General features: G+C 60.0%; 18 protein-coding genes. 16 read left to right on the top strand and 2 right to left on the bottom strand.

Annotated elements, in window-relative coordinates:
* The first annotated feature begins 121 nt into the window (after window positions 1–121).
* From DQ393_RS06530 to exoR, 3 genes are all read left to right on the top strand, one after another.
* Window positions 122–2,965: a valine--tRNA ligase gene (locus DQ393_RS06530; RefSeq protein ID WP_112340965.1), complete on the top strand. Its 2,844-nt coding sequence runs from the start codon at window positions 122–124 to the stop codon at window positions 2,963–2,965.
* Between the two features lie 501 nt (window positions 2,966–3,466).
* Window positions 3,467–4,720, top strand: a complete 1,254-nt coding sequence (locus tag DQ393_RS06525; RefSeq protein ID WP_112340964.1) for an OmpP1/FadL family transporter — start codon at window positions 3,467–3,469, stop codon at window positions 4,718–4,720.
* Window positions 4,721–5,403: 683 nt separating this feature from the next.
* Window positions 5,404–6,207 carry an exopolysaccharide production regulator ExoR gene (exoR, locus tag DQ393_RS06515; protein WP_112340962.1) on the top strand — a complete coding sequence of 268 codons (804 nt, stop codon included), beginning with the start codon at window positions 5,404–5,406 and terminating at the stop codon, window positions 6,205–6,207.
* 168 nt (window positions 6,208–6,375) lie between these two features.
* Here the strand turns inward: exoR and xth are convergent, their stop codons facing one another.
* The gene (gene xth / locus DQ393_RS06510) at window positions 6,376–7,167 is read right to left on the bottom strand and encodes an exodeoxyribonuclease III (protein ID WP_112340961.1); all 792 of its coding nucleotides are present in this window, start codon (window positions 7,165–7,167) and stop codon (window positions 6,376–6,378) included.
* 127 nt (window positions 7,168–7,294) lie between these two features.
* Window positions 7,295–7,627: an iron-sulfur cluster insertion protein ErpA gene (erpA, locus tag DQ393_RS06505; RefSeq protein ID WP_112340960.1), complete on the bottom strand. Its 333-nt coding sequence runs from the start codon at window positions 7,625–7,627 to the stop codon at window positions 7,295–7,297.
* Between the two features lie 306 nt (window positions 7,628–7,933).
* Between erpA and DQ393_RS06500 the strand changes: the two genes are divergently transcribed.
* From DQ393_RS06500 to DQ393_RS06440, 13 genes are all read left to right on the top strand, one after another.
* Window positions 7,934–9,151 (top strand): deoxyguanosinetriphosphate triphosphohydrolase, encoded by a 1,218-nt coding sequence (locus DQ393_RS06500; RefSeq protein ID WP_112340959.1) that lies wholly within the window; start codon window positions 7,934–7,936, stop codon window positions 9,149–9,151.
* A 55-nt stretch (window positions 9,152–9,206) separates the two neighbouring features.
* Entirely contained in the window at window positions 9,207–10,967 is a 1,761-nt protein-coding gene (gene argS / locus DQ393_RS06495) for an arginine--tRNA ligase (RefSeq protein ID WP_112340958.1), read from the top strand.
* A gap of 61 nt (window positions 10,968–11,028) precedes the next feature.
* Complete coding sequence (locus DQ393_RS06490; protein WP_112340957.1) at window positions 11,029–13,728, top strand: SPOR domain-containing protein; 2,700 nt, start codon at window positions 11,029–11,031, stop codon at window positions 13,726–13,728.
* A gap of 126 nt (window positions 13,729–13,854) precedes the next feature.
* A complete protein-coding gene (gene nagZ, locus DQ393_RS06485) occupies window positions 13,855–14,868 on the top strand; it encodes a beta-N-acetylhexosaminidase (protein WP_112340956.1) in 1,014 nt (337 codons plus the stop codon).
* Window positions 14,869–14,941: 73 nt separating this feature from the next.
* Window positions 14,942–15,739: a segregation and condensation protein A gene (locus DQ393_RS06480; RefSeq protein ID WP_112341073.1), complete on the top strand. Its 798-nt coding sequence runs from the start codon at window positions 14,942–14,944 to the stop codon at window positions 15,737–15,739.
* Window positions 15,740–15,776: 37 nt separating this feature from the next.
* Window positions 15,777–16,469 (top strand): SMC-Scp complex subunit ScpB, encoded by a 693-nt coding sequence (gene scpB, locus DQ393_RS06475; RefSeq protein WP_112341072.1) that lies wholly within the window; start codon window positions 15,777–15,779, stop codon window positions 16,467–16,469.
* A gap of 245 nt (window positions 16,470–16,714) precedes the next feature.
* On the top strand, window positions 16,715–16,915 hold the full coding sequence (locus tag DQ393_RS06470) for a twin-arginine translocase TatA/TatE family subunit (protein ID WP_112340955.1): 201 nt from the start codon (window positions 16,715–16,717) through the stop codon (window positions 16,913–16,915).
* 55 nt (window positions 16,916–16,970) lie between these two features.
* The gene (gene tatB, locus DQ393_RS06465) at window positions 16,971–17,681 is read left to right on the top strand and encodes a Sec-independent protein translocase protein TatB (RefSeq protein ID WP_112340954.1); all 711 of its coding nucleotides are present in this window, start codon (window positions 16,971–16,973) and stop codon (window positions 17,679–17,681) included.
* A complete protein-coding gene (gene tatC / locus DQ393_RS06460; RefSeq protein WP_112340953.1) occupies window positions 17,678–18,505 on the top strand; it encodes a twin-arginine translocase subunit TatC in 828 nt (275 codons plus the stop codon). Before tatB ends, tatC begins: the two co-directional genes overlap by 4 nt.
* A 100-nt stretch (window positions 18,506–18,605) precedes the next feature.
* Window positions 18,606–19,889, top strand: coding sequence for a serine--tRNA ligase (gene serS, locus DQ393_RS06455; RefSeq protein WP_112340952.1), 1,284 nt, complete (start codon window positions 18,606–18,608; stop codon window positions 19,887–19,889).
* 15 nt (window positions 19,890–19,904) lie between these two features.
* Window positions 19,905–20,669, top strand: a complete 765-nt coding sequence (surE, locus tag DQ393_RS06450) for a 5'/3'-nucleotidase SurE (RefSeq protein ID WP_112340951.1) — start codon at window positions 19,905–19,907, stop codon at window positions 20,667–20,669.
* 4 nt (window positions 20,670–20,673) lie between these two features.
* Entirely contained in the window at window positions 20,674–21,327 is a 654-nt protein-coding gene (locus DQ393_RS06445) for a protein-L-isoaspartate(D-aspartate) O-methyltransferase (protein WP_112340950.1), read from the top strand.
* A 169-nt stretch (window positions 21,328–21,496) separates the two neighbouring features.
* Entirely contained in the window at window positions 21,497–23,200 is a 1,704-nt protein-coding gene (locus DQ393_RS06440) for a LysM peptidoglycan-binding domain-containing M23 family metallopeptidase (protein ID WP_112340949.1), read from the top strand.
* Window positions 23,201–23,231 lie beyond the last annotated feature (31 nt).

The following is a 23,231-nucleotide window of genomic DNA, read 5'->3' as shown; positions in this document are numbered from 1 at the left end:
CAGCCTGAGCTTCGGGTAGCAGATCCGCCGCTCCGGGCTCCGGGGCGGCTTTTTTATTGACTTGCCCACAGCCATCCTATTTACAACCCGCATCATCCAATCCTCAAGATCCGGTCATAAAATGCTCGACAAAACATATGATTCCGCCGCCGTCGAACCGAAGATCGCCCAAAAATGGGATGAGGCCGACGCCTTTCGCGCCGGCGCGAACGCCAAGCCGGGTGCGGAAACCTTCACCATCGTCATTCCGCCGCCGAACGTGACTGGTTCGCTGCACATGGGCCATGCGCTGAACAACACGCTGCAGGACATCATGGTGCGGTTCGAGCGCATGCGCGGCAAGGACGTTCTCTGGCAGCCTGGTATGGACCATGCCGGCATCGCCACGCAGATGGTCGTCGAGCGTCGCCTGGCCGAACGCCAGCAGCCGGATCGCCACAAGATGGGACGCGAAGCCTTCATCGAGAAGGTTTGGGAATGGAAGGCGGAATCGGGCGGCCTGATCTTCAACCAGCTCAAGCGCCTCGGTGCCTCCTGCGACTGGTCGCGCGAACGCTTCACCATGGACGAGGGCCTGTCCAAGGCCGTTCTCGAAGTCTTCGTCACGCTCTACAAGGAAGGCCTGATCTATCGCGACAAGCGGCTGGTCAACTGGGATCCGAAGATGCTGACCGCGATTTCGGATATCGAGGTCGAGCAGCACGAGGTCAACGGCAATCTCTGGTACCTGCGCTATCCGCTGGAGCCGGGCGTCACCTATCAGCATCCGATTGCCTTCGATGACGAGGGCAAGCCGACGGAATGGGAGACGCGCGACTATCTCGTCGTCGCCACCACCCGTCCCGAGACAATGCTCGGCGATACCGGCGTCGCGGTCAATCCGAGCGACGAACGCTACAAGTCGATCATCGGCAAGCACGTCATCCTGCCGATCGTCGGTCGCCGCATCCCGATCGTCGGCGACGAATATCCGGATCCGACGGCTGGCACGGGCGCGGTGAAGATGACGCCTGCGCATGATTTCAACGATTTCGAAGTCGGCAAGCGCCGCGGTCTGCGCGTCGTCAATATTCTGACCCCGGAAGCCACCATAACCATCAAGGACAACGAGGATTTCCTCGAAGGTCTCGATCATCCGGCCGCCTTGCATGGCGCATGGGACGAGCTGGAAGGCAAGGATCGCTTCGAGGCGCGCAAGATCATCGTCCGCATTTTCGAAGAATCCGAATTGCTGGATAGGGTCGAGCCGCACAAGCACATGGTTCCGCATGGCGACCGTGGCGGCGTGCCGATCGAGCCGCGCCTGACCGAGCAGTGGTATGTCGACGCCAAGACGCTTGCCGAACCGGCGATCGCCTCCGTCCGCGACGGCCGCACGAAGCTCGTTCCGAAGAGCTGGGACAAGACCTATTACGACTGGATGGAAAACATTCAGCCGTGGTGCGTTTCGCGTCAGCTCTGGTGGGGTCACCAGATTCCCGCCTGGTATGGACCGGATGGTCAGGTCTTCGTTGAGAAGACCGAAGAAGAGGCACTGCAGGCGGCGATCCAGCATTATCTCTCGCATGAGGGGCCGATGAAGGCCTATGTCGAGGACCTGCTGGAGAACTTCAAGCCGGGCGAAATCCTGACGCGCGACGAAGACGTGCTCGATACCTGGTTCTCGTCCGCGCTCTGGCCGTTCTCGACGCTCGGCTGGCCGGATGAGACGCCGGAATTGGCGCGCTACTATCCGACGAATGTCCTCGTTACCGGCTTCGACATCATCTTCTTCTGGGTTGCCCGCATGATGATGATGGGCCTGCATTTCATGAAGGATGAGAATGGCGAGCCTGTCGAGCCATTCAGCACGGTCTATGTCCATGCGCTGGTGCGCGACAAGAACGGACAGAAGATGTCGAAGTCCAAGGGCAACGTCATCGATCCGTTGGAACTGATCGACCAGTACGGCGCCGATTCCCTGCGCTTTACGCTGGCGATCATGGCGGCGCAGGGGCGCGACGTGAAGCTCGATCCGGCCCGTATCGCCGGCTATCGCAATTTCGGCACCAAGCTCTGGAACGCGACGCGCTTTGCCGAGATGAACGGCGCCAAGAGCGACCCGCATTTCGTGCCGGAAGCAGCCGAACTCACTGTCAATCGCTGGATCCTGACCGAGCTGGCGCGTGCCGAGCGCGACGTTACCGAAGCGCTGGAAAGCTTCCGCTTCAACGATGCGGCAAGCGCGCTTTATCGCTTCATCTGGAACCAGTTCTGCGACTGGTATCTTGAACTGCTGAAGCCGATCTTCAACGGTGACGACAAGAACGCCAAGGCGGAAGCCCAGTCCTGCGCTGCTTATGTTCTCGAAGAAACCTACAAGCTGCTGCATCCGTTCATGCCCTTCATGACCGAAGAGCTTTGGGCGCATACGGCCGGCGAGGGCAATGAGCGCGACGGCCTGATCTGCCATGCCGATTGGCCGACGCCTTCCTATGCGGATGATGTTGCCGCCGATGAAATCAACTGGCTGATCGACCTTGTTTCCGGCATTCGTTCGGTGCGCTCGGAAATGAACGTGCCTCCGGCAGCGACCGCTCCGCTGGTGGTCGTCGATGCGAACAGCCTGACTCGGGAGCGACTATTCCGTCACGACGCCGCCATCAAGCGGCTGGCGCGTGTGGAAGCGGTCTCGCTTGCCGATACCGCGCCGAAAGGTGCGGCACAGATCGTTGTCGGCGAGGCGACCGTCTGCCTGCCGCTCGGCAGCCTCATCGATCTCTCGGCCGAAAAGGCGCGCCTTGAAAAGGCGATCGCCAAGAACGACCAGGAGATCGCGCGCATCAACGGCAAGCTTTCGAACGAGAAGTTCGTTGCGAACGCGAATCCGGATGTGGTCGCCGCCGAACGTGAGCGCCTCGGTGAACTCGAAGGGCAACAGGCGAGCCTGAAGGTGGCACTGGCACGGGTCAGTGAAGCGAGCTGAGAAAGAGAGAACTGAAGCGTATCGCGGATCTTTCAGATTCGCCTAAGTTCTTGATCTTGTGCATGTCGTAATCGCAAATCACTGTACGCCTTTGCACGACATGCTTTCAAATTTGATGCAAGGCACGCGGCTTACGTTGCGTGCCTTTCTTGTTTGTTTCTTTGATTCGATGTCGATGAACTGAGCCGTGCGCCCTAATCCACCGCCAGTTTCACACAGGCAAAACATATTACATGGAATCCGCTCGCTGTTCGTGAAAAACAGAGCTGTTGTCATATTGTAACAGAATTATTGCCGCGAAGAATAAAAATCTAAGCAGGGAAGAAAATGACATTAAAAAGGAAAAATTTACCTAATTGCACAGTTTTTGTGCGGCGCAGTTCGTTTTCTTACGTAAATCAATCACTCTTTTACCGGGTTTCATCCCTTGTAGGCCGCATTGCCAATTCAAGTGATCGTCGCAACAATCGAAAAAGCGAATGCACACGTGGGGGAGTTACAATGGCATTTTCTATTGCGTTGAGGAGCGCAGTTTCATTCGTCATCGGTACGTCTTTTGCGAGCGCAGCCTTTGCGGGCGGCCTCGATCGTTCCGGTTATGACATCGACTTGCTCTTCGACAAGGGTCGTTATGTCTTCGAGTCCGGCGTTACCTATGTCATGCCGGACCGCAAGTTGAAGAATGCGAAAGACATCGATCCGACAGACGGCAATCTCAATAACCGAAGCCACTCGACCGATGCCTCGAAAAATTACGCGATGCCTTATGCCGCCTTCAAGATCGGCATCACCGACAACATCGACTGCATGGCCGACTATTCCCAGCCATTCGGCGGGTATCTCTATGAGGGTAAGAACTGGGCTGGCGCCAATAATGAAATCAAGGTGAAGGTCCGCACGAACAATTATGGAGCGACCTGCTCGTACAAGTTCGATGCAGGTCCGGGCGAATTTCGCATCATCGGCGGCGGCTTCTACCAGGAGGTCAGCGGTTTCAAATCACGCCTCGTCTCGGCCATCCCGGCTCCGCTTTCCTCTGTCTACGACGGCGTCGGCTCGCTCGATGTGGACGGTCACGGTTGGGGCTGGCGCGCCGGCCTGGCCTATGAAATCCCCGAATATGCCTTCCGCACGAGCCTCGTCTATAACAGCCGGGTCAAGTACGACAATCTCAAGGGCAGTGTGGATCTGACCGAGCTGCCGCCGATTCGGCCGTTCTTCGGCTCGGTCACCTCCGTCTTCGGGTCTGCGGATGCCCCGGACTCGCTGGAGTGGAAAGTGCAGAGTGGCATCGCGCCGGACTGGCTGGCCTTCGGCTCGGTCAAATGGACGAATTGGAGCGTTCTGCAAAGCATCGCCCTTTGCCCGACCTCGACCCGCAGCATAGCCTGCAGGACCGGCGGTCCGACGCAATTGACCTCGCTTGACCTTCTGTATCGCGACGGCTGGACCATCACGGGCGGTATCGGGCATAAATTCAATGACAAATGGAGCGGCGCGATCAGCCTGAGCTGGGATCGCGGTACGAGCGACGGCTACGGCATGAACTCCGACACGTGGACACTCGGCGCAGGTGTTGCCTACAAGGCGACGGAGCACGTTCAGTTCAACTTCGGCGGCGCGCTTGGCCTCATGACATCAGGCAAATCCGGGCCTGTCACCCGCGGCGGCATCGTCTATGGCGATGATGCGACCTATAGCTTCGGCAATGACCTGGTCGCCGCTCTTCAGACGTCGGTGAAAGTCAGCTTCTGACGATAAGTCGTTGGATTGACAAGCTTATCGTCTATCGCCTCATCATATCGACAAGGTCGCGGGCCTGTACAAGTCCCGCGGCTTTTCTTTGCCTGGCTTGGATGGGTCGAAGCGTCAAACCGGCCTCTTTGCCGGATTTATGGTTAAGGAAGTCACAAGGTCGGTCAAATCTTTGTGACGAATTAGCAACACTCTATTTCAAGACATTGCAGCCACGTGATCAGATTACAATTTGTCCATTTCCCGCCACAAATGGGGAGCAGCGATTACGTGGGCACAGGGGTTGGCCTTGTAGAAAGTGCGTAAACGATCGATGGGTGAACTTCCACTTTGGCATAAGCAACAATCCGGGATCGGGGCCGTGATGCTTCCGATGCAGGGGAAAAGTCTTTGTCCGCCAAGGGAAACCGTCAGCCTGACGACGTTCGATCTCACTCCTCGGCAAGCGAATGAGAGCGCAGGGTCGGCGATGGGATGCGATAACGGCCGCACGAATGCTGGTTTGGACATAATTGCAAGCTATGCTCGCAATTGTGGCAAACAGCCTCGGTTGAATGCCATGGGAACCGTCTTTGCAAAGGATGATCCAGTCTCATGCGCCATCAGGGAAAACATTCGCGAAACTGACGGCGTTCATGCAAGCGCCGTGACAGGCCCGAATGGAGCGAAAGAAATCGACTGTTATGTTTAAGTCCGAGTTCATATCAGCGAGAGTCATGATGCTCAGCCTGTCCCTTGCCACGGCAGTGGTGTTGGCAGGTCAAGCCAAGGCATTCGATATCAATGCCGGTGTCACCAAGGAATCGGGTCCGTTCGACCTCTTCAAGTTCGGCTTCAAGGCCTACAAGAACGGGCAGAAGGAAGAGGCGGTCGAAGCCTATCGTTATGCCGCCGAAAAGGGCCATACGGGCTCGCGCTGGGCTCTCGCCAACATGTATGCAGATGGCGACGGTGTGACGCAGAACGATTTCGAAGCGTTCAAGATCTATAGCGAGATCGCCCAGCAGGGCGTGGAGCCGGGTTCGGAAGATACCGGCTTCTTTATCAACGCGCTGCTTGCGCTTGCCAGCTACTACAAGACCGGTATTGCCAACAGCCCGGTCAAGATCGATCTCAATCAGGCCCGCCAGCTTTATTTCCAGGTTGCATCCACCTTCGGCGTTCCTGAAGCGCAGTTTCAGCTCGCGCAGATGATGCTGACGGGCGAGGGCGGCGCCACCAATGTGCAGCAGGCCAAGAAGTGGCTGAACCAGGCACGCAAGAGCGGCCATCCGGGTGCCATGGCCGTCTTCGGCAATATCCTGTTCCAGGAAGGTCAATCCATCCGGGGTCTCGCCTTCATGACGGCGGCACTGGACAAGTGCAAGCCGAAGGACTGCAGCTGGATGGAAGACCTGCAGGAGCAGGCATTTTCCGTTGCCAATGAGAACGACCGTCGCGTGGCGGTCTCCATGGCCCATCAGCTTGACGTCGCCGGCTCTGACTGATTGCCGGCTTTCACTGCCCCGTTGCCGCGATGGGGGCGGTTGCCGAACTCTCTTGTTTTAGGCTGACGTCTAAGCCTTTCCGCTTTCCTTCGGATCGCGAAGACGCTCTGTCTTTTTATTTCCTGTGCAGTCCGGACGGAAAACCGCGAGACCTTTTCCTGGAATGCTTTAGTTGGCGAAATCGAGATGCGCGATGACCGGGACGTGGTCGGAAGGCTTTTCCCAAGCGCGCACATGCTTTTCGATTGCCGTCGCAGTGAGTCGATCGGCAGCTTCCGGCGAGAGCATCAGGTGATCGATGCGGATGCCATTGTTCTTCGGCCATGCTCCGGCCTGGTAATCCCAGAATGAGTAAAGCTTCACCGCATCCGTTGTCGCGCGCACGGCATCGATAAAGCCGAGATGTTCGAGCTGACGGAAGGATTGGCGCGTCTGTGGCAGGAACAGCGCATCGCTTTCCCAGACCTTCGGATCGAAGCAGTCATGCGGCTCCGGAATGACATTGTAGTCGCCGGCGAGCACGAGGGGCTCCTCGAGCGCGAGGCGATCCGACGCGAATTTGCGCAGGCGCTCCATCCAGGCGAGCTTATAGGGATATTTCTCGGTATCGACCGGATTGCCGTTCGGCAGATAAAGGCAGCAGACGCGCAGAGCGCCGTGGCCCGGCACGGAAAACACCGCTTCCATGAAGCGCGACTGTTCATCCCCGTCGCCGCCGGGCAGCCCCCGCGTCACCTCGTCGGGTTTGATCTTTGAGAGGATGGCGACACCGTTGAAACCCTTCTGCCCGTGGGTCTCGACATGATAGCCGAGCGCCTCGACCTCCAGCCGCGGAAAACCTTCGTCGACCGTCTTGATCTCCTGCAGGCAGACGATGTCCGGGCTCGAATCCTTCAGCCACTGGCAGAGGTTTTCAATACGCGCTTTGACACCGTTGATGTTCCAGGTGGCGATTTTCATGGATAGCTCATTCCTTTGCTTCGCCCTGTTGTATCTGCAGCCGACGGGCTTGACTACAGCCCATATCAAAACCGGCCCGGAGCGATGGCTCCCGGCCGGCGATCAAGCTGTGGAAAAGGGGAAAGCCTCAGATCGAGAAGCTCGTGCCGCAGCCGCAGCTTGCGACCGCATTCGGATTCTTGATCTGGAAGGATTGGCCGAGCAGGTTATCGACGAAATCGATTTCGGAACCGGCCATATAGACCAGCGACAATTGGTCGATCAGCACGGTGGCGTTGTCCTTTTCGACAACGATATCGTCATCTTCCGGGCCTTCGACGAGATCGAATTTATAGGAGAAACCGGAACAGCCGCCGCCTTCAACGGCAACACGAAGCGCGCGTTTGCCGGTCTCTGCGCCGACGATCGCAGCGATTCGCTTCGCCGCGGCGTCCGATAGGGTAACGTTAGTCTCAGTCATGCTTTCCTCCTGCCGGGGTCAAGATCCGGAGAGAACCAAATAGGCCGTCGAACTTTCAAACGGCTGATATCCATAGCCTTTATCATGAAAGCCAGGCCGGTGACAGCTTTGGTTATGTGGTTGAGCCACGCACCGTTTTGCTGTTTTCTTGTCTATAGGTATGAAGGCCGCAATGCGGCGTCAATGGGTCACCGCTTCGCGATGGGATACTATATTCCGATCTGCGAGCAACGCCTTCGCCGGGTATGATGAAACGACCTTCGCATCTATGATTGTGCGGGGGCCAGATGCCGGAATGGATTGGTAATGACGATCGATACGCATGCATTGGGTTTTGGATATGGTGAGAAGGCGGTCTATGCAACGGACCCCTGGGCATCGCGCGGAAGGCTCTACGACGAGGGGGCGAGCCCCACGCGCTCCGAATTCCAGCGCGATCGCGACCGGATCGTCCACGCGACCGCTTTCCGGCGCCTTAAGCACAAGACGCAGGTCTTTATCGCCCAAGATGGCGACCACTACCGCACGCGGCTGACGCATACGATCGAGGTGGCGCAGATCGCGCGCGCTCTGGCGCGTGCTCTGAAGGTGGACGAAGATCTGGCGGAAGGCGTGGCGCTGGTTCACGATTTTGGCCACACGCCTTTCGGCCACACCGGCGAGGATGCGCTGCACGAGATGCTGCTGCCCTATGGCGGCTTCGATCACAATGCCCAGTCGCTGCGCATCGTTACCAAGCTCGAGCGCCGCTATGCCGATTTCGACGGGCTCAATCTCACCTGGGAGACGCTCGAGGGCCTGGTCAAGCACAATGGCCCGCTAATGACGCCTGATGGCAAGGGCATTCGCGGGCCGGTGCCGCAGCCGATTCTCGACTATTGCGAAATCCACGATCTCGAAATCGCGTCCTTCGCCAGCCTCGAAGCGCAGGTTGCCGCGATTGCCGATGACATCGCCTACAACACGCATGACATCGACGACGGTTTGCGCTCCGGCTATCTGACGTTCGATATGCTGGAGGAAGTGCCGTTTCTCGCGGGGCTGATGGCCGAGGTGAGGGCGCGCTATCCGCATCTGGAGCCGAGCCGCTACACGCACGAAATCATGCGCCGCCAGATCACCCGTATGGTCGAGGATGTCATTGCCGTATCGCAGCAGGCACTTGCCGAAATCAGGCCGGGCAATGTCGCCGACATCCGGGCCGCCGGCCGCGTCGTCGCGACCTTTTCGCCTGACATGGCGCAAACCGACAGGCTGATCAAACAGATGCTGTTCAAGCGCATCTATCGCCATCCCGACATCATGCGGATTCGTGCCGGCGCGGCGCAGATCGTAACGGATCTCTTCCACGCCTATATGGAAAATCCCAAGGAGATGCAGAGCCACTATTGGGTCGACCATATCGCCGGGCTTGCGATCGCCCCCAAGGCAAGGCATGTCGGCGACTATCTGGCCGGCATGACCGATACCTACGCCATCAGCGCCCACAAGCGCCTGTTTGACCAGACTCCCGATTTGCGGTAGGCAGCGGCGGCGTCGGGCCGATAGCGGCCTGATCAAGCTATGCGTGGACAATATGATGAACCTTTTCACCGACTTCGAAGTAAGAATTAAGAACGCTCTCGAGCAAATTGATATTGTGAGGGAAAAGCGATCTGAAGTCGATTTCGGACGTATCGGCGTGGAGCCGCCGCGCGACGCCAGCCATGGCGATGTCGCCACCAATGCGGCCATGGTTCTGTCCAAGCCGCTGGGCACAAATCCGCGTGCGCTTGCCGAGATTATCGTCGCCAAGCTGAAGGAGGACGCCGACGTTGCCGAGGTTTCGGTAGCGGGCCCCGGCTTCATCAATATCCGTCTCTCGGTCGGCTACTGGCAACGTCTACTATCGACGATGATCTCCGAAGGCGAGAAATTCGGCCGCTCGAAGCTGGGTGAGGGGCAAAAGGTCAATGTCGAATATGTTTCGGCCAACCCGACCGGGCCGATGCATGTCGGCCATTGCCGCGGCGCCGTTGTCGGCGACGCGCTGGCAAACCTGCTGGCCTTCTCCGGCTATGAGGTTACCAAGGAATATTACATCAACGATGCCGGTTCGCAGATCGACGTGCTGGCGCGCTCCGTCTTCATTCGTTATCGCGAAGCGCTTGGCGAGCAGGTGGGCGAGATCCCGGCGGGTCTCTATCCTGGCGATTACCTGGTTCCCGTCGGCGAGGCGCTCGCCAGGGAATTCGGCACCAAGCTGCGCGGCATGCCGGAAGAGCAATGGCTTCCCATCGTCAAGGATCGCGCCATCGACGCGATGATGGCGATGATCAAGGAAGACCTGGAAGCGCTGAACGTCAAACATGACGTGTTCTTTTCCGAACGCACCCTGCATGCCAATGGTGCCGCGTTGATCCGCACCGCGATCAATGACCTGACCTTCAAGGGCTATGTCTACAAGGGCGCGCTGCCGCCGCCGAAGGGACAGCTTCCGGAAGATTGGGAAGATCGCGAGCAGACGCTCTTCCGCTCGACGGAAGTGGGCGACGATATCGACCGTCCACTGATCAAGTCGGATGGTTCCTATACTTACTTCGCTGCCGACGTTGCTTACTTCAAGAACAAGTTCGACCGAGGCTTCAACGAGATGATCTACATCCTCGGCGCCGACCATGGTGGCTACGTCAAGCGGCTGGAGGCGGTCGCGCGCGGTGTTTCCGATGGTGCGGCGAAGCTGACCGTGCTTCTGTGCCAGCTCGTCAAGCTCTATCGCAATGGCGAGCCGGTGAAGATGTCGAAGCGCTCGGGCGATTTCGTCACGCTGCGCGAAGTCGTCGATGAAGTCGGCCGCGATTCCGTGCGCTTCATGATGCTCTACCGGAAGAATTCAGAGCCCCTGGACTTCGACTTTGCCAAGGTCACCGAGCAGTCCAAGGACAATCCGGTCTTTTACGTGCAATATGCGCATGCCCGTTGCATGTCCGTTTTCCGTCAGGCCAAGGAAGCCTTCCCGGATATCGATATTACCTCGCTTGATCTGTCGAAGGCGGTCCTCGGCGCGATCTCCGATCCGGCCGAACTACAGCTTGTCGCAAAGATTGCGGAGTTCCCGCGAATCGTCGAAGCTGCAGCGCAGTCGCAAGAGCCGCATCGCATCGCATTTTACCTTTACGACCTGGCAAGTTCCTTCCATGGACACTGGAATAAAGGTAAAGATTTACCTGAATTACGTTTTGTTAACGATAAGAACCGAGAATTGAGCATTGCCAGACTTGGGCTGGTGTACGCTGTCGCGTCGGTTTTGAAGTCGGGTCTTGGTATAACCGGGACCGCAGCACCTGACGAAATGCGATAAACGTCACCATTTACCCACATTGCGCTGGCATTAACTGTAGTGTTTGCGAGTGGAACGGGTGATGGCAGAAAAACAGTTGGCGTATCGCGCAAGCGGAAACGACGAGTTCTTTGCGGATGATGATCCGCTCGCAGAACTCGCTCGTATCGTAGGTTTTGAGCCGCGCTCTGCTGCTCAAGCAACTCCTGCGGCTCAGCGGCAGGAGCTTGCCTTCAATCTCGAAGACGAGCTTCTTCGCGAATTCGAGCGGTACGATACGCCGCGAATGAGTCCGGCGAATGACATCTCCGTCCCGACGGAGCCGGTATCTCCTCCAAGCCAGGCTCCAGTCGAGCCCGTGCGGGCCGAGCCGAAATTTGAGGAGCCTGCCCAGCAGGTTGCTGCTCCCGTCAAGCCGACGCTCGGCGCTCGTGACCTGATCGACGAGCTGGAAATGTCGATTACGCCTGCTCTGCAGCCGGCGCCGAAAGCTGCGCCCGCCGAACGGCCAGTGGTGGCTCCGGTCGCCAAGACGCCGCAATCCGCTGCTGCCACGATGCGGCTGCCGATAGCCAATTTCACACTGGCAACCCCGGTTGCGCCGCGCGAGCAGCCGGCGCCCTCCATTGCGCCGCCAGTACCCCCGGCAGCTCCCGCCGAAGCAATGTTCGACGAGCTGCCGGATTTTGAGCAGCTTGGCCCTGTCGAGCCTTTCATCGCTCAGGAACCGGCTTCGAAGCCCGTAGAGCCTGAGCCCATTCCGGCTGTCTTCAAGGCGCCCGAGCCGCCAAAGATCGCCAAGGCCGATCCCGCAGCGCTTGCCGCCGAGATCGATGCCCTGCTGGCTGATGTGAATCGGTATCCGGTCCCCTCCAGGGCCGCTGCGCCGGACGAGCCGGCCTTCGGCGATTTCAGCGCTTCGTTTGACGAACAGTCGATAGCGCCGGCTGCATCTGCGGCTGCGCTGTCGCGTGAAGAACCGAAGCCGATCGCCTTCGATGCGGAGGATCCGTTCGCCGGTCAGGATTTCGAATTCGATCTTGCCGATATCGAGATGGAACTTGCCGGTCTCGATTTTGCCGAAGCCGACAAATCCTCCGATGCGCGGCAGCCGGCTCCGGCAGCGCCCGTTGTAGAGCCGATCGTTTCCCGCGCAACGCCGGTCATGCCGGCGCAGGTCGCTCCTGCCGCTGCCGCCGTAGCGCCGCAGCCGATCCAGGCAGCGCCGATGCCGGTCGTGCCTGCCGCTCCCACGTTCGAGGTCGAACAGGCACTGCCTTTCGATCCCACTGAAATCTCCGAGACGGAGGATCGTGTCGAGACCTTCGAGGGCTCGCATGTTCCGCACCTGCCGCCGATCGAGCCGGAAGAGCCGGTCGTCGTTCCGCCGGAATATGATTTCGATCTCGATTCGGAGATGGCGAGCCTTCTGGGGACGCCTGCCAAGGAAGCCGCATCCGAGCCGATCAAGCCGGCTGCCGCTGCCATGCTCGGCGGTGCCGCCGCTGCGGCCTCGTGGTCGAAGAACGCGGCTGCCCAACCCGCTGCACCCGTTGCCAAGCAGCCCATCGAGGAGTTCGACGAGTTCGAGCGTGCGCTGGAAGAAGATTTCCGCCGCAGCTACCGCGAAGCGTCCAGTCCCGTCGAGAACGTTGCCAGAATGACGCTGAACCCGGCCGCAGGCGGCCGCCGCCCTGTGCGCTCCATGCGGGGCATTGCGACCGCCGCTGCCGTCATCGTGGTTCTCGGTGTCGGCGCCTATGGCGCCTATAGCTGGATCCGCCACGGTGCGCCGATCTCCAGCTTCTCCGGCGAGCCGCGCGTGATCACCGCCGATAGCGACCCGGTAAAGGTCGCCCCGGAAAATCCGGGTGGCACCGTGGTCCCGAATCAGGACAAGGCCGTGTACGACCGCGTGGCGGGCGACAGCACTGCAGCGCCGAAGCAGAAGGCTCTCGTCTCCTCCAACGAGCAGCCTGTCGATGTCGTGCAGAAGACCCTGATCCCAGAGGCGGTTTCTCCGGATGACGGCAGCGCCGATCAGGTCACGTCGACGCCGGTCGGCGAAACCGAGGATCCGCGCCTGTTGCCCAACCAGGACGGGGGAAACACCAATGTCGCCGCCAATGGCGACGATCAGGTGCCGGCTGTTTCGCCGCGCAAGGTCCGCACGATGATCGTCAAGCCGGATGGCTCGCTGGTTCCGCGTGACGAGCCGGCCGTCGATACGACGACGACCGCTGTTGCGAAGCCCGCGAACAATCAGGTCGCGTCGGCCAATCCGCGCCCGTCTCAGGCAAACCCGCCGGCCGCAGCCCAGCCCGATAGCGGCGATGCCGCCAGCGCCGAAAGCACGCCGATCCGCGTCGTCAAGACGAACCCGGTTCCGACGGCACGTCCCGAGCCCGCCGCCAAGGCCAATACCGCTGCTCCGGCCCAGGAAGCCCAAGTTCAAGCTCAGCCCAAGGCTCAGCCGAAGCAGGTTGCATCGGCAAGTCCTGCTGCGGCAGCTCCGGCTGCGGCCTCTGCCGCGGGTGGCGGTGCTTACGGCGTCCAGATCGCATCCCTGCCGACCGAGGCCGATGCGCAGAAGTCGCAGGCGAACCTCAAGGTCAAGTTCGCCAGCGTCATCGGCAACCATCCGCTTGAGATCCGCAAGGCCGATATCGCCGGCAAGGGCACCTACTATCGCGTCCGCGTCGTCGCCGGCTCCAAGGATGAGGCCGCAGCCATCTGCACGCGCTATCGCGCCGCCGGCGGCACCTGCCTGATCTCGAAGTAAGGATCGGATACGGAACTGATAAAAACGGCGGGCCTCGGCTCGCCGTTTTCGTTTGAAATATGCTGTTCCTGTGTATCTCGGCTTGACGTCACTCGCATTTCCCGGAGCAAGCCTTATGATTCGGATATGACCGAATCGAAATCCATGATCCTCGGCTGTAGCGGCCACTCCATCACGCCCGAAGAGCGTTCCTTCTATCAGGGGGAGCAGCCATGGGGCTTTATCCTGTTCGGGCGCAATATTTCCGAGCCGGCGCAGATCGCCGATCTCGTTGCGTCCCTGCGTGACAGCGTCGGGCGCGATGCTCCTGTTTTCATTGATCAGGAGGGCGGCAGGGTGCAGCGCATCCGTCCGCCGATCCTGCCGCATTACCCTTCGGGGCAGGCGCTTGGCGATATCTACCGTCAGGATCGTGAACGCGGCCTGCGGGCCGCCTGGCTCATGTCGAGGCTGCATGCCTTCGATTTGCTGAAGTTCGGGATCAATGTCGATTGCCTGCCGGTGCTGGACGTGCCGGTGGAGGGATCGAGCAATGTCATCGGCAATCGCGCCTATGGCTCCGATCCGGTGACGGTGACGGAGATGGGGCGTGCTGCGGCGGAAGGTCTGAAAGCCGGTGGCGTACTGCCCGTGATGAAGCACATGCCCGGCCACGGCCGCGGCTTTGCCGATTCGCATCACGAACTGCCCGTCGTCTCGGTGCCGCGTGCGGAGCTGGAGGCGCATGATTTCGCGCCCTTCGTGGCTCTCAAGGACGAGTTGATGGCAATGACATGCCACGTTGTCTTCACCGATATCGATCCGGAAAACCCGGCCACGACGTCGCGCAAGGTGAATGAGGAGATCATTCGCGGGCATATCGGTTTCCAGGGGCTGCTCCTGTCGGACGATACCTCGATGAATGCGCTGAAGGGCACGATCGGCGAACGTACAGCAAATATTATTGCGGGCGGATGCGATATCGTGCTGCATTGCAATGGCGTCATGGACGAAATGCAGCAGGTCGTTCGCAATGTTCCCGCTTTGGCGGGTGCGTCGCTGACAAGGGCCAAGGCGGTCGAAGCGGCATTCGGCAAAAATGATGGCGCCGATGAAGCCTCGATTCGGGCGGAATTCGACGCGATGGTCGCAGTGGCGTAAACCGGACTTCGAGGAACGGACGGGTGACAGAGTGAGCGGCAGCACGGACAAGCTTCAGCAGGCGGCAACGCCGATGGACAAGCTCTGGCAGGAGGGCGAGGCGCAGCGCGGCTCGCACGAGCCGTCGCTTGTCGTCGATCTTGCCGGCTTCGAAGGACCGCTCGATCTGCTGCTGCATCTGGCGCGCACCCAGAAGGTCGATCTGTCGCGCATCTCCGTTCTGGCGCTTGCCGAGCAATATCTTCAGTTCATCGAAAGCGCCCGGCGCATTCGAATCGAACTCGCGGCCGATTATCTCGTCATGGCCGCATGGCTCGCCTATCTGAAATCCAAGCTGCTGATCCCGCAGCAGAGCAAGGAAGACGGCCCGACCGGCGAGGAGATGGCGGCGACGCTCGCCTTCCGCTTGAAGCGCCTGGAAGCCATGCGCGATGCGGCCACCGACCTCGTCAATCGCAATCGTCTCGGCCGGGATATCTTTGCGCGCGGCGCACCGGAACATATTCCCGATCGACGCCAATCCGCTTTCGATGCCAGCCTCTATGATCTTCTGACGGCCTATGCCAGCCTGCGTCAACGCCAAGCGGTGACGCAGGTGACGATCGAGAAGCGCCGTGTCTGGTCGCTCGCCGATGCCCGTGTCATTCTCGATCGTATGATCGGCGAGATCACCGATTGGACAGCATTGGAACATTACCTGCTGAGCTATATGACGACTGCCAGCGATCGCGTAACGGCCATCGCCAGCGCATTTGCGGCTTCGCTCGAACTGGTGCGCGAGGGTCAGCTGGAAATTCGCCAGGAAGGCGCGTTTCAGCCGCTCTATATGCGGCGGGGGCCGAAGCATTCGTCGCTGGAAGCAGCGGAATAGGGCGGGGACAGGCGTGAACGAGCCGAACGACGAGCATATGGAAGCGGAGGCGGAAACGCTTGAGATCGACGAGCGCCGGTTGAGCGAGGCCGAGCGGATCGCCGAAGCGCTGGTTTTCGCCTCGGCGCAACCGGTTTCCGAAGCCTTCATCGCCGAGCGCGTGGCGCGCGGCGTCGATATTGCCGCCGTCATGCAGAAGCTCAAGGCCGATTATGCCTCGCGCGGCGTCAATCTCGTGCAGGTGGATGGAGCCTGGGCCTTCCGCACCGCCGCGGATCTCTCCTTCGTGATCCGGCGCGACGAGAGCGAGGTGCGAAAATTGTCCCGCGCCGCGCTCGAAGTGCTGGCCATCATTGCCTATCACCAGCCGGTGACGCGTGCGGAGATCGAAGATATCAGAGGCGTGCAGACCTCCAAGGGCACACTTGACGTGCTGATGGAGTCCGGCTGGGTTCGCTTTCGCGGCCGCCGCCGCACGCCGGGGCGGCCGGTCACGCTTGGCACGACGCGCGATTTCCTCGATCACTTCGGCCTCGAAGAGCTGCGCGACCTGCCTGGTCTCGAAGAGTTGAAGGGGGCAGGGCTACTATCCGGCCGGATTCCCGCCAATTTCAACATCCCGTCGCCCTTGATGAACGACGAGCTGACTGAAGACGAGGATCCGATTACCCAGATGGATCTGGAAGAGCTTGGCATCCTGCCGCCGACTGGCGCAAATTCCAGCGATTGAGCCATTTGGTGACCGTTGGAACGGGTTGCTGCGCTCTCCATAAATTTTCATGAAACCACCGGCAAAGTCTCTCTTTCGCCATCAGCGGATGCAAATATACAAATCATCCTCTCGGCTTGGAGACGCTTGATCACCCGCATGGGCGTTCATCATCCCGATATGCGTGGATGCAGTAAATTTTGGTGTTTGAAAAACATCCGCAAACGTCTTACATCGGAAAGACACTGTAATTGGGAGTTAAAGTAATGGGTTCTCTAAGCATATGGCACTGGCTCATCGTCCTGGCCATCGCGCTTTTGTTGTTCGGCCGTGGAAAGATCCCGGAGCTGATGGGTGATGTCGCCAAGGGCATCAAAAGCTTCAAGAAGGGCATGAACGACGACGAGGAGACGTCGACGCAGACGACGTCCCGCACTGTCGAGCATAAGGCTGACGAAACGAAGTAATCATGTCGGGCGGGCGCCAAGCTGAGAGGCTTGCCGTTGGCCCAGGAGCCTTTGCATGTTCGATATAGGCTGGTCCGAGCTCGTGATTATTGCCGTCGTGGCCTTGGTGGTGATCGGCCCCAAGGAATTGCCGGCGACCTTACGGACAATAGGAAAGATGACGGCCCGGGCGAGGAAGGTTGCTGGCGAATTCCGCGCCCAGTTTGACGAGGCCATGCGCGAAGCGGAGCTGGACGACGTGCGCCAGACGATCGCCGATGCGCAGAAGCTCAATCCGGTCAACTCGTTGCGGGAAGCCATGAACCCGCTGCGCGAGATGGGCAATGAGATAAAGGCCGATCTGCAGCGCGCGACCAGCACTGACAAGGTTGCACCCGCTGCAACGCCCTTGCCATCCGAGCCGGTTCCGGGCGTTTCGTCCGGCTTGCCGGAGGCGCTCTCGGCCACATCGGCCCGGAGCGATCCTGCCCCGCTTGTCGCGCCCGCTGCCCAGCCATCCGCTGCCGCGAGCGAAGCGGTGGCAAGTGCAGCCGTCGAAAAGCCGAAGGCCGTGCGCAAGCCGCGCCCGAAGCCGGTCGCCAAGGTCGACGATGTTGCGGCCGCCGCCGTCCAGACGCCCGTCGTAACGGAAAAGCCGAAACGAGCCGCAAGCAAAGTCGCGACCGCCGCTGCCGCAGAGAAGGCGTCTCCAGCTCCCAGGAAGCGCCCGACCGCTACCGCCAGCAAGGCGACGCCTAAAACGCCCAAGAAGAAGGACCAGGCATGACGGGTGATATCGATGATAAGCCGCAGCCGCTTATCGAACACCTTATGGAATTGCGCACGCGGCTCATCTGGTCGATCGTAGCCTTCTTCATTGCCTTCATCGGATGCTTTGCCGTGGCAAAGCATCTCTTCAACTATCTGGTCTATCCCTATAAATGGGCGGTCGAATGGGCGCATCTCGACCTCTCCAAGGCCGAGCTGATCTACACGGCCCCGCAGGAATTCTTCTTCACGCAGGTGAAGGTCGCCATGTTCGGCGCCCTGGTGATTTCATTTCCGATCATTGCCGCGCAGATCTACAAGTTCGTGGCGCCGGGTCTCTATAAGAACGAGCGTTCCGCCTTCTTGCCATTCCTGATCGCGTCGCCGATCCTGTTCCTGATGGGTGCCGCGCTCGTCTACTTCTTCTTCACGCCCATGGTCATGTGGTTCTTCCTGAAGATGCAGCAGGCGCCAGCCGATGGTCAGGTCGGCATCGCGCTGTTGCCGAAGGTCTCGGAATATCTGAGCCTCATCATGACGCTGGTCTTTTCCTTCGGCCTCGTCTTCCAGCTTCCAGTCATCACGACGCTGCTTGCGCGCGTCGGCCTGCTGACGTCGACTTGGCTGGCGGAAAAGCGCAAATTCGCGATCGTTTTCGCTTTCATCGTTGCCGCTGTGCTGACGCCGCCGGATCCGATGTCCCAGATCGGCCTTGCACTGCCGACGATCCTTCTCTACGAGATTTCCATCTACGCGGCGCGACTCGTGGAACGCCAGCGTACCCGGCAAGCGCTTGAAGAGACTGGCGGGACTTCCGAGATCACCAAGACGGATAACGTCTAGGCGAGGAAGCCTCCGCTTCGTTTCCCAGGTATTTGCCGTTTCGACCTCCGACCGAGACCTCGGTCGGAGCTGTACTCATGTCAAACGACCTGGAACGAAGATGCTTGATATCAGATGGATTCGTGAGAATGCCGAGGCTTTCGATGCGGCGCTTGCAAAGCGCGGTGCGGAGCCTCTGTCGCAAAGCCTCATTGCGCTCGACGAGAAGCGCCGCTCCGTCATTCAGTCCGTCCAGGATATGCAGTCCCGCCGTAACGCCGCCTCCAAGGAAATCGGCGCGGCTATGGCGCAGAAGAACAGCGAGCTTGCCGAGAAGCTGAAGGCCGAAGTCGCTGACATCAAGACCACGCTCCCGGCTGCGGAAGAGGAAGAGCGCGCGCTGACGGCGGAGCTCAACGACGCGCTGTCGCGCATCCCGAACATCCCGCTCGAGGACGTACCCGTCGGCAAGGATGAACACGACAACGTCGTCAAGCGCGTCTGGGGCGCCAAGCCGACCTGGAACCATGAGCCGAAAGAGCATTTCGATATTGGCGAAACGCTGGGCTACATGGATTTCGAGCGTGCCGCCAAGCTTTCCGGTTCGCGCTTCACGGTGCTGACCTCGCAGCTCGCACGCCTGGAACGGGCGCTTGGCCAGTTCATGCTCGATCTGCATACCAGCGAGCACGGCTATACCGAAGTCAGTGCGCCGCTGATGGTGCGTGACGAGGCAATGTTCGGAACAGGTCAGCTGCCGAAATTCGCAGAGGATTCCTTCAAGACCACGGACGGCCGCTGGCTGATACCGACGGCTGAGGTATCGCTGACCAATCTCGTTTCTGGCGAAATTCTCGATCAGGAGAAGCTGCCGCTGCGCTTCACCGCACTCACGCCGTCCTTCCGTTCGGAAGCAGGCTCCGCTGGTCGCGATACGCGCGGCATGCTGCGCCAGCATCAGTTCTGGAAGTGCGAGCTGGTGTCCATCACCGATGCCGAAAGCTCCATTGCCGAACACGAACGGATGACGGCCTGCGCGGAAGAAGTGCTGAAGCGCCTCGGCCTGCATTATCGCGTCATGACGCTCTCCACCGGCGACATGGGCTTCGGCGCGCGCAAGACTTATGACCTCGAAGTCTGGCTGCCGGGGCAGGATACCTATCGCGAGATTTCGTCCTGCTCGGTCTGCGGCGATTTCCAGGCGCGGCGCATGAATGCACGCTATCGCGGCAAGGACGACAAGAACACCAAGTTCGTTCACACGCTGAACGGCTCCGGCACGGCAGTCGGCCGGTGTCTGATTGCCGTTCTCGAGAATTATCTCAATGCCGATGGTTCCGTCACTGTTCCGGACGCACTGCTGCCATATATGGGTGGTGTGAAGAGGATCGAAAAAGCAGCATAATCGAGCGGTGGGGCGATGCGTATTCTTCTGACCAACGATGACGGCATTCATGCCGAAGGATTGGCTGCGTTGGAGCGTATCGCCCGCACCTTGTCTGATGATGTCTGGGTTGTCGCGCCCGAGACGGATCAGAGCGGTCTCGCACATTCGCTGAGCCTTCCCGAGCCGCTGCGCATGCGCAAGGTTTCCGACAAGCACTTTGCGCTCCGGGGAACGCCGACCGATTGCGTCATCATGGCCATCCGCCAGGTTATGGACGGCAAGCCGGATCTGGTGCTTTCGGGCGTCAATTCCGGCTCGAATGTCGCCGACGATGTGACCTATTCCGGAACCATAGCCGGCGCGATCGAAGGTACGCTGCAAGGTGTGCGCTCCTTTGCGCTGAGCCAGGCCTATCTCTATGAAAACGGCGCGCGCGTCGTGCCCTGGGACGTGGCCGAGGCGCATGCACCGGCCCTGCTCGGCAAGCTCATGGATGTCGACCTGCCCGATGGTACCTTCCTCAATCTCAATTTTCCGAATTGTCGTCCCGGCGAGGTCGATGGGACGGAAGTGACGGCGCAGGGCAATCTCGCTTTCAACGTGCAGGTGGAGGAGCGGGCTGACGGTCGCGGCTTCCCTTATTATTGGCTTCGCTTCGGCGAACGCAGTGGTATCTTCCGTCCGGGAACCGATATTCAGGCGTTGAAACAAAATCGTATTTCGGTAACGCCTTTGAAACTCGATCTGACGGATTATTCGGCGCAGGACCGCGTGGCGCGGGCGCTCGGTATGGAGTAGCGGATTGACACCTCGTTTGGTGGAAAAGGAAGGCTTTGCGGCCGTGGTTCTGCGGCTGCGGGCGGAAGGCATATTGGATATCGATCTGATGACGGCGGTCGAGCAGACGCCGCGCCTGCCTTTCGTGCCGCCGCAATTTACCGATGATGCCTATTCCAGCCGCACGATCCCGATCGATTGCGGTTCCTTCATGGAGGGCATCGATCTGGTCGTGCGCATTCTTCACAGTCTGAAGATCAAGCCGGGACACCGTGTTCTCGAAATCGGGACGGGGAGCGGTTTCACCGCTGCGGTCATGGGGCGAATCGTCGAGCGTGTCCTGACGATCGACCGCTACAAGACGCTGACCACCTCGGCGCAGCAGCGCATGGATACGCTCGGGCTGCGCAATGTCGTCATCCGCCAGGCAGATGGCAGCGCCGGCCTGCCGGGCGAGGGCACCTTCGACCGCATTCTGGTCACCGCCGCATTTCCGACCATGCCGCGCTTTTATGCCGAGCAGCTGGTATCGGGTGGATCGATGATCGCGCCGCTGATGGTATCGGACGATGTCTGCCGTTTGGTGCGGCTGACAAAGACGGGCAGCCGCTTCGAGCGTGAAGAGCTGTTCGATGTTCCCTATCAGCCGATCGTGCCGATGCTCGCCTCTTATCTTTGAGGCTCAATTCGGGATAATGCCTGTGAAACATGGCGTCTCGGCGCCGTTTCATCTTCTATGGTTAGCAATTCCTCAAAAAAACACATGCCGCACCAGTGCTTTAACCGCATGGTAAGATTAACGCGCTTTAATCGACCCATAATCGGTTGCGTCTCAAGTGGGTCGAGTCATGGGTTTCAGTCTTTCTTCGAATTTCGGTAAATCGGCAGGGAAAGTCCTGGTGGCCATTCTTCTGGCGAGCACCGCGACGGCTTGTAGCTCAGACACGACCCGGTTCAGCGGGCTCTTCAACAAGACGGACAATGTGACGACCGGTTCGATCAACCGGCGCGGCTTGAATGGTCCGAATGGCGATCCGGTGCCGCGCGCCGATGTCGCGCAAGCCGGCGGTTATGGTCAGCAGGATTATTCGCAGCAGAGTGCACCGGTGTCGCAACCCTATCCGAATTCGCCGGCTCGCTATAACCCGTCCTACTCCAGCGCTCGTGCATCAACTGCACCTGTCGCAATTCAGCGCACCGAACTTGCTCCTCCCAGCGCTTCCGCCAGTGCCGCTCGTCCCCGCGGTGGTTCGCGCACCGAAACCGAGGCGCTTGCTCAGCCGTTCCCGGCATCGCGCAGCAATAACGGCTCTCGCGCGGCGCCGGCTCTCGCACCCGATGCGATGTCGACCGGCACGATCAAGGCGGCGGCAGCACCTGAGATGTCTCCCGGCTGGACCACGGTCAACGCGCCGAGCGTAACGCTGCGCCAGGGCGAAAACATCGCGCTTCTGTCGCGCCGCTACGGCGTTCCGGAAAAGGAAATCCTGCGCGCCAACGGCCTGCGTAACGGCGCCGGTGCTCAGCCGGGTCAGCAGATCATCATCCCGACGATGAATGGCGCCGGTGCCTCAAGTCCAGCGAAGATGGCGTCTGAAGCAACGGACCTTTCCAAGGGCGGCAAGATGCCGGCCCCGGTCAAGGCGCCGCAGCAGGAAGCCCTCGCGCTGCCTTCCGGCAACCAGATGCGCGGCAAATCCCAGGCGGGTCTCGCCGATCCCAACAAGCTTGCAGCCGGCAATGGCAAGGGGCCGATCCCGAAGGGCGCCGGCACTTACGTCGTCAAGCCGGGCGATTCGCTTGCTCGCATCGCCAAGGAGAGCGGGGTTACCGTCGCCGAACTAAAGCGTGCGAATAACATGCAGGCCGGCGACGGCATCCGCATCGGCCAGGCGCTGGCATTGCCGCACGGCGCCGTTGCCGCTGCGGACCCGGTCAAGACCGCTTCCATCGAGCCGCAGAAGGTTTCGGCCAAGCCCACCGCTACGCCGGTCGCAGAGCCGAAGCAGGCGGCCGCCGAACCGATCGCAAAGCAGGCTCCGAAGGTTGTCGCTCATGCGGATACCACAAGCGATGCATCTGCCAAGCCGAAGGAAGTTGCCTCCGCTTCTCCGAGCCAGTCCATCAACGATGCCGCGAAATCGGATGCGCAGGCCGATGCGCCGGAAGCAACCGGCATCGGCAAGTACCGCTGGCCGGTTCGCGGTGCCGTGGTTGCCGGCTATGGCTCCAACGTCAACGGCAGCCGCAACGATGGTATCGACATCTCCGTTCCCGAGGGCACGCCGGTCAAGGCTGCTGAAAACGGTGTCGTTATCTATGCCGGCAACGGCTTGAAGGAGCTCGGCAACACGGTTCTCGTCCGTCACGACGACGGCACCGTTACGGTCTACGGCCATGCCGATGCGCTCAACGTAACCCGCGGCCAGAAGGTTCAGCGCGGCCAGACGCTGGCAACGTCCGGTATGAGCGGCAATGTCAGCCAGCCGCAGCTGCACTTCGAAGTCCGCAAGAATTCGGCTCCGGTCAACCCAATGACGTTCCTTGAATAGGTAGTGCGTCTCAAGGACTCTGCAAAAAGCC

The organism is Martinezella tropici (genome assembly GCF_003287875.1).
GTDB lineage: Bacteria > Pseudomonadota > Alphaproteobacteria > Rhizobiales > Rhizobiaceae > Rhizobium > Rhizobium tropici_C.
This window is presented reverse-complemented; position numbering and strand designations above follow the sequence as displayed.